This is a genomic window from Pseudomonas sp. SBT1-2, from assembly GCF_028640875.1.
GTDB lineage: Bacteria > Pseudomonadota > Gammaproteobacteria > Pseudomonadales > Pseudomonadaceae > Aquipseudomonas > Aquipseudomonas chlororaphis_I.
Map to the genome: position 1 here is coordinate 68,146 of NZ_JAQZAA010000090.1, position 16,587 is coordinate 84,732.

Annotated in this window: 17 protein-coding genes; 8 read left to right on the top strand and 9 right to left on the bottom strand. The window is 61.4% G+C overall.

Translation table 11 applies throughout. The features are described 5' to 3' along the window. The first annotated feature begins 100 nt into the window (after positions 1-100). Positions 101-1,522 (top strand): hypothetical protein, encoded by a 1,422-nt coding sequence (locus PVZ78_RS19255; RefSeq protein ID WP_028681717.1) that lies wholly within the window; start codon positions 101-103, stop codon positions 1,520-1,522. A 21-nt stretch (positions 1,523-1,543) separates the two neighbouring features. Here PVZ78_RS19255 and PVZ78_RS19260 read toward each other — a convergent pair whose 3' ends face one another. From PVZ78_RS19260 to PVZ78_RS19275, 4 genes are all read right to left on the bottom strand, one after another. After that, positions 1,544-1,858, bottom strand: a complete 315-nt coding sequence (locus PVZ78_RS19260) for a GIY-YIG nuclease family protein (protein ID WP_009047113.1) — start codon at positions 1,856-1,858, stop codon at positions 1,544-1,546. Between the two features lie 51 nt (positions 1,859-1,909). Further along, on the bottom strand, positions 1,910-2,380 hold the full coding sequence (locus PVZ78_RS19265; RefSeq protein ID WP_009047112.1) for a nuclear transport factor 2 family protein: 471 nt from the start codon (positions 2,378-2,380) through the stop codon (positions 1,910-1,912). 99 nt (positions 2,381-2,479) lie between these two features. After that, positions 2,480-3,799, bottom strand: a complete 1,320-nt coding sequence (locus PVZ78_RS19270) for a CynX/NimT family MFS transporter (RefSeq protein WP_028681716.1) — start codon at positions 3,797-3,799, stop codon at positions 2,480-2,482. Then, positions 3,789-4,448 (bottom strand): FadR/GntR family transcriptional regulator, encoded by a 660-nt coding sequence (locus tag PVZ78_RS19275; RefSeq protein ID WP_009047110.1) that lies wholly within the window; start codon positions 4,446-4,448, stop codon positions 3,789-3,791. The genes PVZ78_RS19270 and PVZ78_RS19275 overlap by 11 nt, the downstream gene beginning before the upstream one ends. A gap of 165 nt (positions 4,449-4,613) precedes the next feature. Between PVZ78_RS19275 and PVZ78_RS19280 the strand changes: the two genes are divergently transcribed. Next, positions 4,614-4,925: a type II toxin-antitoxin system MqsR family toxin gene (locus tag PVZ78_RS19280; protein ID WP_038630657.1), complete on the top strand. Its 312-nt coding sequence runs from the start codon at positions 4,614-4,616 to the stop codon at positions 4,923-4,925. Then, a complete protein-coding gene (locus PVZ78_RS19285) occupies positions 4,922-5,398 on the top strand; it encodes a type II toxin-antitoxin system MqsA family antitoxin (protein WP_009047108.1) in 477 nt (158 codons plus the stop codon). Before PVZ78_RS19280 ends, PVZ78_RS19285 begins: the two co-directional genes overlap by 4 nt. 59 nt (positions 5,399-5,457) lie before the next feature. Here PVZ78_RS19285 and PVZ78_RS19290 read toward each other — a convergent pair whose 3' ends face one another. From PVZ78_RS19290 to PVZ78_RS19305, 4 genes are all read right to left on the bottom strand, one after another. Next, positions 5,458-6,222 (bottom strand): amino acid ABC transporter ATP-binding protein, encoded by a 765-nt coding sequence (locus PVZ78_RS19290; RefSeq protein ID WP_009047107.1) that lies wholly within the window; start codon positions 6,220-6,222, stop codon positions 5,458-5,460. 10 nt (positions 6,223-6,232) lie between these two features. Further along, positions 6,233-7,330 (bottom strand): amino acid ABC transporter permease, encoded by a 1,098-nt coding sequence (locus PVZ78_RS19295; RefSeq protein ID WP_016702713.1) that lies wholly within the window; start codon positions 7,328-7,330, stop codon positions 6,233-6,235. A 10-nt stretch (positions 7,331-7,340) separates the two neighbouring features. Then, positions 7,341-8,522 (bottom strand): amino acid ABC transporter permease, encoded by a 1,182-nt coding sequence (locus PVZ78_RS19300; protein WP_041985830.1) that lies wholly within the window; start codon positions 8,520-8,522, stop codon positions 7,341-7,343. 65 nt (positions 8,523-8,587) lie between these two features. Then, positions 8,588-9,616, bottom strand: coding sequence for an amino acid ABC transporter substrate-binding protein (locus PVZ78_RS19305; protein ID WP_025806519.1), 1,029 nt, complete (start codon positions 9,614-9,616; stop codon positions 8,588-8,590). Between the two features lie 467 nt (positions 9,617-10,083). Here PVZ78_RS19305 and PVZ78_RS19310 point away from each other — a divergent pair, with 467 nt between their 5' ends. The 5 genes from PVZ78_RS19310 (at position 10,084) to PVZ78_RS19330 (ending at position 15,461) form a co-directional block, all read left to right on the top strand. After that, a complete protein-coding gene (locus tag PVZ78_RS19310) occupies positions 10,084-10,740 on the top strand; it encodes an alpha/beta hydrolase (RefSeq protein ID WP_009047103.1) in 657 nt (218 codons plus the stop codon). Between the two features lie 95 nt (positions 10,741-10,835). Next, positions 10,836-12,311 (top strand): ATP-dependent RNA helicase RhlB, encoded by a 1,476-nt coding sequence (rhlB, locus tag PVZ78_RS19315; protein ID WP_273829091.1) that lies wholly within the window; start codon positions 10,836-10,838, stop codon positions 12,309-12,311. A 216-nt stretch (positions 12,312-12,527) separates the two neighbouring features. Continuing rightward, positions 12,528-13,481 carry an ornithine cyclodeaminase family protein gene (locus PVZ78_RS19320; RefSeq protein ID WP_273829092.1) on the top strand — a complete coding sequence of 318 codons (954 nt, stop codon included), beginning with the start codon at positions 12,528-12,530 and terminating at the stop codon, positions 13,479-13,481. Between the two features lie 139 nt (positions 13,482-13,620). Next, positions 13,621-14,748, top strand: a complete 1,128-nt coding sequence (locus PVZ78_RS19325) for an NAD(P)/FAD-dependent oxidoreductase (RefSeq protein ID WP_028681711.1) — start codon at positions 13,621-13,623, stop codon at positions 14,746-14,748. An 86-nt stretch (positions 14,749-14,834) separates the two neighbouring features. Then, on the top strand, positions 14,835-15,461 hold the full coding sequence (locus tag PVZ78_RS19330) for a helix-turn-helix transcriptional regulator (protein ID WP_009047099.1): 627 nt from the start codon (positions 14,835-14,837) through the stop codon (positions 15,459-15,461). A gap of 110 nt (positions 15,462-15,571) precedes the next feature. On the opposite strand, the gene PVZ78_RS19335 is transcribed toward PVZ78_RS19330, so the two are convergent. Then, positions 15,572-16,348: an ABC transporter substrate-binding protein gene (locus PVZ78_RS19335; RefSeq protein ID WP_028681710.1), complete on the bottom strand. Its 777-nt coding sequence runs from the start codon at positions 16,346-16,348 to the stop codon at positions 15,572-15,574. Positions 16,349-16,587: the final 239 nt, after the last annotated feature.

The window sequence follows — 16,587 nt, forward strand, 5'->3', positions numbered from 1 at the left end:
ACAGCCTATATAACCTGTCTGATCACCATCCATCACCGACACTGATCGGGCACCGCGCCTCACCAGACCAGCCGCCTGAGCATGATAGGGAATCCAGCCTTTGGCCATTAAGAACATGAAACCCGTACTGGTGTACTACACCCGTTTTCTCTTTTTCTGCGTTAATAAGTTTCCGAGGCTTTTCACCCGCACATTCAGAAATCACTTCAGTCCATATTTGGGCAACCTGTTTTTTCAAGTTCCAGATACGGTCTCTTACCAAAGCGCTGGTATTCTTGATGGAAATGGCCGGTGGAGCTCAATAAATGTCATCTGCCCCATCACGCCTACCGAGTTGACATCCCTTATCGAATGGATTCAAAAAAAAGAATTCCTGCATGATAAAAACGATCCTGAGACTTCAACTCCCCATACTGAAGCGCCAGACTTCCCAATCAAATACTCCACCTATATTCCATTCAACGACACCTATCGCTTTCATGTAGACCGAATATCGGTAAGACCTGATGCGTTCAGGGACTGTACTATAACGCTCATCCAGCTGACTAACAGCGTCAATTATTTATCTTTCGATTTCTCCTTCACGCCCGAATCTAAAAAAAGACTATGTAAAGTAGACATTCTCGACCGAGTAGAGTACTTCCAATTCAGAACAATAAATCCCTTTTCAAAAAACTTTCGTATTAGTCGCTCAATAGACTATATACATGAGCATTTGATCGAAGGGATCGGTGTTCTCGTAGATGACGCCCATCAAATCGTCGAGAAACTACTCACTCCCCTGGGCATCAAGACAGGCGCACGAACCAAGATCACCACGGGCCAACTCAAGAGTGGAATAGATGTTCACTACATTGACTCCTACGACATTACCAACGAGCAAGATCACTATGCCCTGATCAGCTCATCAGGAGTTGGCTGCAGTTACTACAAAGACACCACAAGCGACGCCAGTTACATCTATGATCTCTGGTCCAACAAATTAAAAATAAACGCTTTCTTGGTCGACAACATAGATGACACTTACAACCTAACAGACCACTTAAGCTCCCACCTGTATCTTTCACTCATAAGGGAGATTGAACACAAATACGCTCAGTGTCGAGATGCAGTAAATCCTGTCCTTTCAACCATTACCCAGAACACTTCAGAAAGTCTAGGTTCTTTACTACAAGCAAGTATAGAAATTGGGCGCATCGAGGAAAAAATAGAGGCTATAACTCGACTCGCCGAACAGTACTATTATCGGGCTTTCCGAACCGAAGCAGAAAATGAACTGCAAAGCCTGACTGAGAAAGTCGAGTTACTGAAAAAACGCATCGCGCAACGAAAGTCGCTCAGCAACGATCAGGTGCAATTTGAAAACCTGAAGTTCAATCGTTTCTACTCTTGGATAGTCGGCGGCCTGGCTCTTCTTCAAGTGGCCCTGGCGGCGATCACCATAGATTGGAGCCAAGCACTACAAAGTAACAACCCGGTTCTAAACAATCTGAAAGCCCTGCTGCGCTGGCTTCAGGGTTGAACCCCCCCCACTCTGACAGGATCAGGTAGCCAGATCCCAACTGGCCACCAGGCATTCCTTGGCGCTTTTCCGGAGTTTCTTGATCAGCCGTTCCTGGCGCAGGGCTTCGCTCTTGTCGCGGCAGGCTTCGGTGTAGACCAGCGCGACGGCGGGGCTGGAGAGGAAGAAGCGTGCGCCCTTGCCGCTCTGGTGCTTGGCGAAACGCTTGACCGGGTCGTCGCTGATGCCGCAGTACAAGGCGCCGTTGGCGGCACGCACCAGGTAGACAAACCAGGGTTTGCTCACCACGGGTACAGATTCTGCGTCGTTGGCGGGGGATTGGCTGGGGCGGGTCACGGTGATCGCGGCATGTGGATAACAAGCCGCGATCTTACCAGAGGCAACGATTCAGCGGCCGGCCTGGAAGGCTTTCAGGCCTTTGCGGGCCTGGGCGCGCACGGCGTTTTTCAGCAGCGGGGTCCAGCCGAGGATCAGGCCCTTGGTGCCCAGGGCCTGGCGGGCCCAGCGCCACATATTGAAATGATCGTGGTGCTCGCAGATCTTGCCGTCACGGAACACGAAACGCGCCTGGATATCGTTGACCACGGTATTGCCGGTCTGGCTGAACAGGTAGGTCGCCACCCAGTGGGCTTCGCCGCTGCGCTCATCGGCGCGCACCTTGTCGAAGGTCAGGGAGAAGTCCTTGGCCCGGGTGGTGAGCATGCGCCACATGTCCCCGGCATCGCGGCCGCGCAGTTCGCCGAACGCCGGATCACTGAACAGCACATCCTCGGTGTAGCAGGCGGCCATGGCCTCGGCATCCAGGCGCTGGAAGGCGCTATAGAACTCAGTGATCAAGGCGCGGTGGGCGTCACTCATGAAACAGGCTCCGACTCAGGGAAAGATGCCTGCACGATAGTCTGCAAACCCGGGAAACACTATCGGCATTCGCCGCGCAAATACCGACAGTGGGACGGATCAGATTTTTTCGCTTTCGACCTGCACGTAGAGCGCACGCCCGGCGCCCAGGCCAGCCACTATGGCCCCCAGGCCGATCACCGCGAAAATCCAGCCCAGGGCGGTCCAGCCACCGGTCCAGTCATGCACCAGGCCGACCGCGAACGGGCCCATGGAGGCCAGGGTGTAGCCGATGCCCTGGGCCATGCTCGACAGGTTGGCCGCCACATGGGCGTCCTTCGAACGCAGGACGATCAGGGTCAGCGCCAGGCTGAAGGTCCCGCCCTGCCCCACGCCCAGCAGGATCGCCCAACCCCACAGGCCGTCGATAGGGGCATACAGGCAGCCGAACAGGCCGCCGAGGGTGAGCAGCATCACCACCACAATTGCCAGGCGCTGGTCCTTGCCCCGTGTCGCCAGCCAGGGCGCGGCCAGCGAACTGGCGAGCTGGACGATCACCGAGCCGGACAGCACCAGCCCCGCCTGGGTCGGGCTCAGGCCGCGGCCAATAAGGATCGACGGCAACCAGCCAAACACGATGTAGGCCAGCGAGGATTGCAGGCCCATGTACAGCGTCACTTGCCAAGCCAGCGGATCGCGCAGCAAACCGCGCACCCGATAGGCCACATGGTGCGCGCCTTGCCGCTTGCCGACCTGGGGCAGCCAGAACAGCGCCGCCGCCAGCGCCGGCAACGCCCAGAAGCCGAGGCCCAGCGCCCAGCTGTTATCGAAGTGCTGGCTCAAGGGCACGGTCGCCCCCGCGGCCATCGCCGCGCCCAGGCACAGGGCCATGGTGTAGACCCCGGTCATGGTGCCGGCGTGTTTGGCGAAGTCGCGCTTGACGATGCCCGGCAGCAACACCCCGATCACACCGATGCTGGCGCCACCGAGGATGCTGCCGGCGAACAGCCCGACGTCCCCCAGGGAGCTGCGCAGGATAATCCCGCACGCCAGCGTCAGCAGAATGCCGAGCACCACCCGCTCGGCACCAAAGCGCCGCGCCAGCACCGGGGCCAGCGGGGCGAACAGGCCCAGGCACAGCACCGGCAAGGTAGTCAGCAGGCCGGCCTGGGCCGCCGACAGCCCGAGGCTACGCGACACCTCGCTGAGCAGCGGCGCCATGCTCGACAGCGCCGGGCGCAGGTTCAGCGCCACCAGGATCAGCCCCAACAGCAACAGCCACGGGCGACGCGGCGCCGGGTGGCTCTGCTGGACCTCGGCATCGTCGGCCTCGGCGTCGATCAGCAGCTCTTCGAGCTCGGCCTCGCGTCGAGGGACAGCAATAGGTGGCGGGTTATTGGCCTGGTGGCTGGACATGGTGCTCTCGGTCTCAAGGTTCATTGATCAGCTGCCGGGAAATGGCCTTGGCCCGCTCCGGGTCGCGCTGCTCGACGGCGTCCAGCAGGTCGATGTGCAGATCGAACACGGCCTGGCGCCGGGGATGGATGTTCAGGGTCTGGCGCAGTTGCGCGCCGACCACGCTGGAGAAATAGCGGTACAGCTCGCTGAGGGTGGGGTTATGCGCGGCGTCCACCAGGCGCCCGTGAAACACCAGGTCGCAGGCGATGTAGCTCTCCAGATCGCCGTGATAGTGATCGCCGCTGAGGGCCAGGGCTTCGCGCAATTCCAGCAGATCCTGGTCGGTACGTCGCAAGGCCGCCAGGCCGATGGCCTCCGTCTCGATGATCTGCCGGGTTTCGCGCGCCTGCTCCAGGGAGCACTGGGACAGGGCCTTGAGGGTATCCAGCGGATCGACCACCGCGCGCAGGTAACTGCCGTCGCCCTGGCGAATCTCCACCAGGCCGGAAAACGCCAGGACCCGCATGGCCTCGCGCACAGTGTTACGACTGATGCCCAGTTCCGCCGCCAGCTCCGGCTCGGTCGGCAGGCGCTGGCCGATGCTCCATGCACCGTCATTGATGCGCTGGCGCAGTTGTTCCAGGGCCTGATCGACCAGGGAGCGTTTAATCAAAGGAGAAATTTCTGTCATATGCAGTCGCCTTTTCATCCAATCATCGGATGAATTTTTTTGGCATATTAGTCAGCTTCGCGTGGGTGAACAACAAAACCGATGCACGCAGGTAGCAAGCGGAAAGGAAATCCGATTGCTAAAAAAACCCTTTAAGGGTAATTTCATCTCGACTCCAGGTGTCTTATGGAAAAGCACACACCTCATTACGACCTGTCGGTGATCAAGGCGGATGTCGCCCGGCTAGGGGCAGTCGCCTTTACCCGCACCGCCCTGGTCAGCGGCCGGCACCTCGGCCTGACCTGCCGGGACATGCAGCAGGTGATTGCCGGGCTGCAGGGGAAAATGCTCTACAGGTCGATGACCAGCTATCTCGATCATCGAATCTGGCAGGACGTGTATTACACCCACATCGATTCCGTGGAGCTGTACATCAAAGTCACTTACCGCCCCGGCGGCGGTCCCCCTGTGATCTCCTTCAAGGAGAAACACCCATGAAACAAAGACAATGCGTCAGCTGCGGTGCCCCGGCCGGCATGCAGCCGTTCAACAATCGCAGCGAGCTGATCGATTACAAGCACCTGCTGCGGCAGGTCGACGGCCTGGATGGCTGGGAATGCCAGGCCTGCGGCGAAATCGAATTCGACCCGGCCAGCGCCGAACGCTACGCCAGCGCCGGCGACCAGTTGCTGGAGGACGGCCGGCAGTTCATGGCCAGCGAGATGAAGCGCATCCGCCGCAAGCTGCACCTTTCGCAGAAGGATGCGGTGAGGCTGCTCTCCGGCGGTGGGCATAACGCCTTCTCCCGCTACGAGCGCGGCGAGGTCGCCCCACCCCAGCCGCTGTTCATGCTGATGCGCCTGCTCGATCGTCATCCCGAACTGATGGCCGAGGTGCATGCCCTCAGCGCGCAGCAGGCCCCAGCGACGACCGACGACCAGCCGCAGCAGCCGCGCCTCGCCACCTCATGAACGCCGGGCAAAAATAAACCCGGCGCCAGGCCGGGTTCATTTTCAAGGCTGTGCCTGGATCAGTGCAGGATCTGGCTCAGGAACAGCTTGGTCCGCTCGTTCTGCGGGTTGTCGAAGAAGTCGTTAGGCGCGGCCTGTTCGACGATTTCACCCTTGTCCATGAAGATCACCCGGTTGGCCACGGTACGGGCGAAGCCCATTTCGTGGGTCACGCAGAGCATGGTCATGCCGTCTTCGGCCAGGCCGATCATGGTGTCCAGCACCTCTTTCACCATCTCCGGGTCGAGGGCCGACGTCGGTTCGTCGAACAGCATGATCTTCGGCTTCATGCACAGCGCCCGGGCAATCGCCACACGCTGCTGCTGACCGCCGGAGAGCTGGCCCGGGTATTTGTTCGCCTGCTCCGGAATGCGCACGCGCTCCAGGTAATGCATGGCGATTTCCTCGGCCTTGCGCTTGGGCATCTTGCGTACCCACATCGGCGCCAGGGTGCAGTTCTGCAGGATGGTCAGGTGCGGGAACAGGTTGAAGTGCTGGAACACCATGCCGACTTCCCGGCGGATCGCTTCGATCTGCTTGAGGTCGTTCGTCAGCTCCACGCCATCGACCACGATGCGGCCCTGCTGGTGTTCTTCCAGGCGGTTCAGGCAACGGATGGTGGTGGACTTGCCCGAGCCGGAAGGCCCGCACAGGACGATGCGCTCGCCCTGCTTGACGTTGAGGTTGATGTCCTTGAGCACGTGGAACTGGCCGTACCACTTGTTCACGCCCTGCATCTGAATAATGCCTTCAGGGCCCACAGGCTTTTTGATCGCTTCACTCATGGAGATACTCCTAACGCTTGTGGCCTGTGTCCAACTTACGCTCCAGATGCATGGAGTAGCGGGACATACCAAAACAGAAAATCCAGAACACCAGGGCCGCGAAGACATAGCCTTCGGTGGCCATACCCAGCCATTTCGGGTCGGCGGCGGCTTGTTTCACGCTGTTGAGCAGGTCGAACAGGCCGATGATGATCACCAGGCTAGTGTCCTTGAACAGGGCGATGAAGGTGTTGACGATGCCGGGGATCACCAGCTTCAGGGCTTGCGGCAGGATCACCAGGCCCATGCTGCGCCAGTAGCCCAGGCCCATGGCCGCGGCCGCTTCGTACTGCCCCTTGGGAATCGCCTGCAGGCCGCCGCGCACCACTTCGGCGATGTAGGCCGACTGGAACAGGATCACCCCGATCAGCGCCCGCAGCAGCTTGTCGAAGTTCATGCCTTCGGGCAGGAACAACGGCAGCATCACCGAGGACATGAACAGCACGGTGATCAGCGGCACGCCGCGCCAGAACTCGATGAAGGTCACGCAGACCACACGAATCGCCGGCATGTTCGAGCGTCGTCCCAATGCCAGCACAATGCCCAGCGGCAAGGCGCCGACGATGCCGACAGTGGCGATCACCAGGGTCAGCATCAGGCCGCCCCATTGACTGGTCGCTACGTTGCTCAGGCCGAGATAGCCACCGTGCAGCAGGCTGTAGGCAATGATCGGGTACAGCACCAGGAAGCTCAGGCCATAGATGGCCTTGTGCGGAACCCGGGCGATGAACAAGGGCGCCACGCCGATCACCGCCAGCCACACGGTCAGGTCCACGCGCCAGCGCAGGTCCACCGGGTAGTAGCCGTACATGAACTGGCCGAAGCGCTGCTGGATGAACACCCAGCAGGCGCCTTCCTTGGTGCAGTCGGCGCGGGTGGTGCCCACCCAGTTGGCGTCGAAGATCGCCCAGCTGAGGATCGGCGGCACCACCAGGTAGATCAGGTAGAAGGCAAACAGGGTCAGCAGGGTGTTGATCCAGCTGGAGAACATGTGTGCCCGCATCCACGCCACGATCCCGATGCTGCTGTGAGGGGGTGGCATGTCGGGTTTGAAAGTATGAGTGCTCATGCGCGTTTCCTCACCGCTCGATCAGCGCAATGCGCTTGTTGTACCAGTTCATCAGCAGGGAAATGCTGATGCTGATCGCCAGGTACACGCTCATGGTGATGGCAATGACTTCGATGGCCTGGCCGGTCTGGTTGAGCACGGTACCGGCGAACAGCGAAACCATTTCCGGGTAGCCGATACCGGCCGCCAGGGACGAGTTCTTCGCCAGGTTCAGGTATTGGCTGGTCAGCGGCGGAATGATCACCCGCAGGGCCTGCGGGATGATCACCTTGCGCAGGGTCGGACCGTTGCGCAGGCCGAGGGAACGGGCCGCCTCGGTCTGGCCATGGCTCACCGACTTGATCCCCGAACGCACGATCTCGGCGATGAACGCCGCGGTGTAGACGGTCAGGGCCAGGGTCAGGGCCAGCAGTTCCGGGATCAGCACCCAGCCACCGACGAAGTTGAAGCCCTTGAGCTCCGGCATTTCCCAATGCAGCGGGGCGCCGAAAATCAGCGTGCACAGCGCCGGGATCACCAGGAACAGCGCCAGGCCGACCCAGAACTTGTGGAACGGCACGCCGGTGTCTTCGAAGCGCTTATTGGCCCAGCGGCACATCAGCACGATGGCGACAATCGCCACCACGATGCTGATCACGAACGCCCAGAAGCCGTCGGCCACCAGGGCCGCCGGCATGTTCAGGCCGCGACTGCTGACAAAGAAGGTGTCACCGAAGTTGTGGCTGTTGCGCGGCCCCGGCATGGTCAGGAACACCGCGAAATACCAGAACAGGATTTGCAGCAGCGGCGGAATGTTGCGGAACACTTCCACATACACGGTCGCCAGTTTGCTGATGATCCAGTTCTGCGACAGGCGCGCCACACCGATGATGAAACCGAGGATGGTCGCCAGGATCACGCCGATGAAGGTGACCAGCAGGGTGTTGAGCAGGCCGATCACGAACACCCGGGCATAGCTGTCCGCTTCGGTGTAGGAGATCAGGTGCTGAGCGATGCCGAAGCCGGCGCTGCGCTCGAGGAAGTCGAAACCGGAAGTGATCCCCCGGTGCGCGAGGTTGGTTTGAGTGTTGTTGAACAGGAACCAGCCCAGCGAGATCACCGCGACAATCGTGACGATCTGGAATAACCACGCACGCACTCGTGGATCGCTGAGACTGAGCCTCTGCTTTGGTGCGCCGATTGAATTTTGCATGAAGTGCCCCAGGAATAATGGAACAGAACATCACCCGGTGGTTGGCCCACCGGGTGATAGAACCATCAGCGCACAGGTGGTGCGTATTGAATGCCGCCGTTGTTCCACAGCGCGTTCAGGCCGCGGTCGATGGCCAGTGGAGTGCTCTTGCCGAGGTTCTTCTCGAACACTTCACCGTAGTTGCCGACTTGCTTGACGATCTGTACTACCCAGTCCTTGCGCAGCTTCAGGTCCTTGCCGTATTCACCGTCGGCGCCCAGCAGGCGAGCGACGTCCGGGTTCTTGGTGGACTTGGCTTCGGCCTCGACATTCTTCGAGGTGATGCCGGCCTCTTCGGCATTGAGCATGGCGAACAGGGTCCACTTGACGATGCTGAACCACTCTTCGTCGCCTTTACGCACCACCGGGCCCAGCGGCTCCTTGGAGATGGTTTCCGGCAGCACGACGTAGTCGGTCGGGGTCGCCAGCTTGCTGCGCTGTGCGTAGAGCTGGGACTTGTCGGAGGTCAGCACGTCGCAGCGGCCGGACTCCAGCGACTTGGCGCTTTCATCGGAGGTGTCGAAGGTGATCGGGGTGTATTTCAGGCCGTTGCCACGGAAGTAGTCGGAGACGTTCAGCTCGGTGGTGGTACCGGCCTGGATGCAGATGGTCGCGCCGTCCAGTTCCTTGGCGCTCTTCACGCCCAGCTTGTTGTTCACCAGAAAACCGATGCCGTCGTAGTAGGTCACGCCGGCGAACACCAGGCCCATGCCCGAATCGCGGGAACTGGTCCAGGTGGTGTTGCGCGACAGTACGTCGATCTCGCCCGATTGCAGCGCGGTGAAACGCTCCTTGGCATTCAACTGGCTGAATTTCACTTTGGTCGCATCGCCGAATACCGCGGCGGCTACGGCGCGGCAGACGTCGGCGTCGATGCCGAGGATCTTGCCGGTGGCGTCCGGTACCGAGAAGCCCGGCAGACCGTCGCTCACACCGCACTGCACGAAGCCTTTCTTCTGCACGGCATCCAGGGTCGCACCCGCCTGTGCGAAGCCGCTCATGCCCAGTACCGCGGCGGCCGTGACCACAGCCAGGGTGGATTTCAACATCTTCATTCAAACCTCCAGTTTTGCTCTTGTTGTGTCGGAGCTTGAGTCCTGCCGCACCCTTATGAGGCGCTGTTGACCCTTGTTGGCTTTTTATGGGGTCAAGCGGCGTAGGACTTTAGCTATGAGTCTAGTAGGAGAAAATCCATTTAAGAGAAAACCCATACTCACCAAGCGACCGAACGGGCTGTAGCCCTTGCATGTTCGCGAAGCCCGTAGCGGCCATTGGCGAACGTCCATCATCGGATCTTTGCTATCCCACACCCGCCAGTAGCCTGATAGTGTTACCGGCAGGGTGAACGCAATCACTTCACGCAACGGCTATAGCAAAGCCCGTACCAGAGTGCCGGCTAAAGCGGTTCCGGCAGGGGTCAAGAGCAAAACTTGCAGCCTTGCGACATCTTCTTCACTGATCAACCGACCGCGCACCTCGATCACGCACCGCTTGGGCGCGTGCGCACATATTTGGAGCAACCATGACCGAGCCCTTGATTCTTCAGCCCAGCAAGCCCGTCGATGCCTGTGTGATCTGGCTTCATGGCCTGGGCGCCGACCGCTACGACTTCCTGCCGGTGGCCGAAGCGCTGCAGGAAAGCCTGCTGACCACCCGCTTCGTCTTGCCCCAGGCACCGACCCGCGCCGTGACCATCAATGGCGGTTATGCCATGCCCAGCTGGTACGACATCCTGGCCATGAGCCCGGCGCGGGCGATCAACCGCGAACAGCTGGAGGAGTCGGCAAAACGCCTGAGCGACCTGATCGAAGAACAGCGCGCCAGCGGAATAGACCCTTCGCGGATTTTCCTCGCCGGTTTTTCCCAGGGTGGCGCGGTCGTCCTGCACACCGCCTTCCTTAAATGGCAGGGTCCGCTGGGTGGCGTGCTTGCCCTCTCCACCTATGCCCCGACCTTCAGCGACGAACTCGAACTGTCGGCCAGCCAGCAACGGATTCCGACCCTGTGCCTGCACGGCCAGTACGACGAGGTGGTGCAGAACGCCATGGGCCGTACCGCCTACGAGTACCTGAAACACCATGGTGTCACCGTGACCTGGCAGGAATACCCAATGGGGCACGAAGTGTTACCCGAAGAAATTCGCGATATCGGCGCCTGGCTCGGCGAGCGTTTGCGCTGAATCGATAAGTTAGGTAGCCCGTTGAGCAATCCACTACGCCGCGCCCGATTCTTGCATTACACTGCCCGGCGTACATTCCTTAACCAATTGATGAGATGACCGTGCTCAAAGCACTCAAGAAAATCTTCGGTAAAAGCGAGGCTGAGCAGCTCGCGCCAGGCTCCAGCCCATCTTCCTCCAGCCCCAGCAGCCGCACCGACGGCCATCAGCCGGAACGGACCGCGCCTACCCCCGTGGCCAAGCCAGAGCCGGTGACCGCAGCCGCCCCGACGGCCCAGACCGCGCGCAGCGACAAGCCCAAGGCCGAGCAGCCGCGCCGCCCACGCGCCCCGAAACCACCGGTGAGCACCTGGAAACTGGAAGACTTCGTCGTCGAACCGCAGGAAGGCAAGACCCGCTTCCACGACTTCAAACTCGCGCCGGAACTGATGCACGCGATCCACGACCTGGGTTTCCCCTACTGCACGCCGATCCAGGCGCAGGTCCTGGGGTTCACCCTGGCCGGCAAAGACGCCATCGGCCGCGCCCAGACCGGTACCGGCAAGACCGCCGCGTTCCTGATCTCGATCATCACCCAGCTGCTGCAGACCCCGCCGCCGAAAGAGCGCTACATGGGCGAGCCGCGGGCGCTGATCATTGCGCCGACCCGCGAACTGGTGGTGCAGATCGCCAAGGATGCGGCCAGCCTGACCAAGTACACCGGCCTCAATGTGATGACCTTTGTCGGCGGCATGGACTTCGACAAACAGCTCAAGCACCTCGAAGCCCGCCATTGCGACATCCTGGTCGCCACCCCGGGCCGCCTGCTGGACTTCAACCAGCGCGGCGACGTGCACCTGGACATGGTCGAAGTGATGGTGCTGGACGAAGCCGACCGCATGCTCGACATGGGCTTCATCCCCCAGGTACGCCAGATCATTCGCCAGACCCCGCCGAAAAGCGAACGCCAGACCCTGCTGTTCTCCGCCACCTTCACCGACGACGTGATGAACCTGGCCAAGCAGTGGACCACCGACCCGGCGATCGTCGAGATCGAAGCCGAGAACGTGGCCAACGCCAACGTCGAACAGCACATCTACGCGGTGGCCGGCGCCGACAAGTACAAGCTGCTGTACAACCTGGTCAACGACAACGGCTGGGAACGGGTCATGGTCTTCGCCAACCGCAAGGATGAAGTGCGGCGCATCGAAGAACGCCTGGTACGCGACGGCGTGAACGCCGCCCAGCTGTCCGGCGACGTGCCGCAGCACAAGCGCATCAAGACCCTGGAAGGCTTCCGCGAAGGCAAGATCCGCGTGCTGGTGGCCACCGATGTCGCCGGTCGCGGCATCCACATCGACGGCATCAGCCACGTGATCAACTTCACCCTGCCGGAAGTGCCGGACGACTACGTGCACCGTATCGGCCGTACCGGCCGGGCTGGCGCCGACGGCGTGTCCATCAGCTTCGCCGGCGAGGACGACTCCTATCAGCTGCCGTCGATCGAGGCGCTGCTGGGCCGCAAGATCAGCTGCGAAATGCCGCCGACCGAGCTGCTGCGCCCCGTGGAGCGCAAACGCCCAAAAGCCTGAGCAGCATCGTTGTAGGAGCGAAGCTTGCTCGCGATGAACGATAACGCGCAGTGTCAGCAATGACGCCTCGCGGGTAAGCCTCGCTCCTACAGATACAAGCCTGCCCGCAAAAAAACGCAGCTCGACCACAGGCTGCGTTTTTTTTCGCCTAGATATTGCCCGACAAAACTAAAAGTCCATAATGGACAAATTAGTTTATTTCTTGGGAGCACCCGCATGTCCAGCACGCCTTGCGTGATTACCCAGCCTCAAGCCCGCCAGTTGCTGGCGCAGGTCGACGTCCCGCAGATCCTGCGCAAGCTGTTCCACGACCTGGCCGCCGGGCTTGCCGTGCAACCGGCGCAACAGCTGGTGGAGTTTCCCCAGGGCGCCGGGGACTTCATCAACTACCTGGGCGTGCTGGCCGAAGAGCGGGTCTACGGGGTCAAGACCTCGCCCTATATCGTCCGCGCCGAAGGCCCGCTGGTCACCGCCTGGACCCTGCTGATGTCGATGGACAGCGGCCAGCCGCTGCTGCTCTGTGACGCTGGCGAACTGACCACCGCGCGCACCGCGGCCACCACCGCCGTGGCCGTCGATGCCCTGGCGCCGGCCGCTGCCCGGCACCTGGCGATCATCGGCAGCGGCCCCGTGGCCCAGGCGCACCTGCATTACGTGAAAGCCCTGCGTGAATGGCAATCCATCCGCCTGTACTCCCCTGGCCTGGCCGGCAAATCCGCCGAGGACATCGCGCGCCTGAAGGCCCTCGACCCACGCCTGCAGATCGCCAGCCAGCTCGATGACGCCTTGCAGGACGCCGACGTGATCATGCTCTGCACCTCCTCCGCCGGCCCGGTGATCGATCCGCGAACCTTGCACAAGCCGGCGCTGGTCACCTCCATCAGCACCAACGCACCGCGGGCCCATGAAGTGCCGCCCGCCGCGCTGAAGGACATGCAGGTGTATTGCGACTATCGTCAGACCACCCCCGGCTCGGCCGGCGAGATGCTGATCGCCGGCGAACGGCATGGCTGGGACAAGGCTGCGATTCTCGGTGACCTGCCCGAACTGCTCAGCGACCTGGCCCAACGACCGGAGCCGGGGCGCCACGTGTTCTTCCGCTCCATCGGCCTGGGCCTGGAAGACATTGCCCTGGCCAGTGCGCTGTACCGCTTGCAACGCACTCACTGAATACCAATGGCATATCTGTAGGAGCGAAGCTTGCTCGCGATTGACGGCCCCGAGCGAACCACCGTGACAGGCTCAAGATCGATCGCGGGCAAGCCTCGCTCCTACAGACGCGCGTTATCCCCTTTTTACGGAGGCTCGAATGACCCAGGCAGACTTCATCATCATTGGCGGCGGCATCGCCGGGGCATCCACCGGCTACTGGCTGTCGCGCCATGGCCGGGTGCTGGTGCTGGAACGCGAATCGCACCCGGCCTACCACTCCACCGGGCGCTCCGCGGCGCTCTATACCGCGGCCTACGGCACGCCCCAGGTGCGCGCCCTGACCCTGGCCAGCCGGGATTTTTTCGATGCCCCGCCGGAAGATTTCTGCGAGCACCCGCTACTGAGCCCGCGCGGCGAAATGACCGTGGACTTCACCGGCGACCCCACCGAGCTGAACAACCAGTACCTGAGCGCCAAGGCCACGGTGCCGGAGATGCAACTGCTGAGCGCCGACGAAGCCTGCGCACGCCTGCCGATCCTGCGCCGCGAGAAGGTCCACGGCGCGCTCTACGACCCGAGCGCCAGCGACATCGACACCGACGCCCTGCACCAGGGTTACCTGCGCGGCATCCGACGCAACCAGGGCGAGGTGCGCACCGACTGTGAAGTGCTGGGGCTGAGCCGCGACCAACAGGGCCAGTGGCAGGTCCAGACCGCCGGCCAGACCTTCAGCGCGCCCATCCTGATCAACGCCGCCGGTGCCTGGGCCGACCAGGTCGGCGTCATGGCCGGCGCCCGGCCCCTGGGCCTGCAGCCGAAACGCCGCGCGGCCTTTATCTTCGCCGGGCCCGAAGGTGTCGATATCCATCACTGGCCGATGCTGGTGAGCCTGGACGAATCCTTCTACATGAAGCCCGACGCCGGCATGTTCCTCGGCTCGCCGGCCAACGCCGACCCGGTGGAACCCCACGATGTGCAGCCGGAAGAGCTGGACATCGCCATGGGCATCTACCAGATCGAAGAAGCCACCACCCTGACCATTCGCCGCCCGACCCGCACCTGGGCCGGCCTGCGCAGCTTCGTCAGCGACGGCGACCTGCTGGCCGGCTTCGACACCCAGGTTCCGGGCCTGTTCTGGGTCGCCGCGCAGGGCGGCTATGGCATCCAGACCTCGCCGGCCATGGGCCAGGCCAGCGCCGCCCTGGTGCGTGGTGAAGCCTTGCCCGAGCAACTGGCGCGCTTTGGCCTGGACGCCGCCATGCTCTCCCCTGCCCGCCTTGGCTGACCCGCTCAGGTGACGCGCCCCAACGATTGCGGCACACTCGCAGCGCCCCGCCTCGCGGGGCGCTGACACCGCCTGGAGAACCGCCCATGACCTCACCCGCGCAGGACCCTGCCCTGGACAACTTCCGGACGATCGCCGACGCCATCGCCACGCTGTTCTTCCCCCATGCCGAGGTGGTGCTCCACGACCTGCGCACGCAGAAGATCGACTACATCGCCAACAACATCTCCAAGCGCGAAGTGGGCGACGATGCGGCCCTGGACGACATGCTCGGCGAGGACAGCAACGAGCGGAATATCGGCCCCTATGAAAAGCTCAACTGGGACGGCCAGAAGATTCGCAGCCTCAGCAGCGTGCTGCGCGACAGCAACGGCCAGCCGCTGGCGGTGCTGTGCATCAACCTGAATATTTCGCTGTTCGAGAATGCCAAGGCGGCGCTGGACCTGTTCCTTTCGCCGAGCAAACTGATCCCGCAACCGGACTCGCTGTTTCGCGATGACTGGCAGGAACGCATCAACACCTTCCTGCACAACTGGCTGCGCGAACGGCAGCTGGGCCTCAACCTGCTGACCCGCGAACACAAGCGCGAACTGGTACTGGCGTTGCACGCCGAAGGCGCGTTCAAGGGCAAAAGCGCCGCCAACTATGTGGCCAACGTGCTGAACATGGGGCGGGCGACGGTGTACAAGCACCTGAAGGAATTGAAGGGCTGACCGCCCTCTGAAAAGCATCGCAGGCAAGTCGGATCGCCGCCCGCTCGCTCCTACAAAACGGTAGGAGCGAGGCTTGCCTGCGATGGCGTCCTCACGAACGCCACACGGCATCAGTCGCCGTAGATGTCGGACTTGAAGTACTTCTCGGAAATCTTCTGATACTCGCCACTGGCGCGAATGCCATCGATGGCGGCATTCAACTGGCTGACCAGCTCGGCATTGCCCTTGCGCACCGCGATCCCCGCGCCCTCACCCACGTATTTCGGGTCCTTCAGCTCCGGCCCGACAAACGCATAGCCCTTGCCGCGCGGCATCGACAGAAAGTCATTCAGCGGAATGGTGTCAGCGAAAATCGCATCGAGACGCCCGGCCGCCAGGTCCATGTAGATCTCTTCGTTGTTGCTGTAGCGCTTGACGTTGATGCCCTTGGGCTCGAACACCTCGGTGGCGTAGCGGTCGGTGGTGGTCGCCCGTTGCACACCGACATTCTTGCCCTTGAGGCTGGCGTACTGGTCATCGACCGTCGCACCTTCCTTCATCACCAGCCGCGAGGAAGTGAAGTAGTACTTGTGGGTGAAGTCGACCGACTTCTTGCGGTCTTCATTGATGGTCATCGACGACAGTGCCATGTCGATTTTCTTCACTTTCAACGAAGGAATCAGGCCATCGAATTCACCCTCGACCCATAGGCACTTGACCTGCATCTGCGCGCACAAGGCATTGCCGATGTCGTAGTCGAAACCGACGATCTCACCTTTGTCGGTTTTCGAGGCGAACGGCGGATAAGCCGCCTCGATGCCGATGCGCAGGGTTTTCTCGGCGGCGAACAGGCTGCTGCACGCCAACAGGCTCAGGACCAGGCCACTGATGAGGGGGAGTTTCTTCATATTCGTTCTCTCGCGGGTTGTTGTTGGTTTGGCAAGACAGAAGAAAGGAGTGAAACGGTGAAGCCTTGTTTTGTACTTGTAAATCCATACTGGACTTTTACGTATATTTCGTCAACGGAGCGGATACGCTTCGTCCCGCCTTTGGTCGAGATACCAAATCGAGAGAGAAACAGGGAAGTCGAGGGTGTAACTGAGGGCCTATCGCGGGCAAGCCTCGCTCCTACAGACGGTGTTGATCG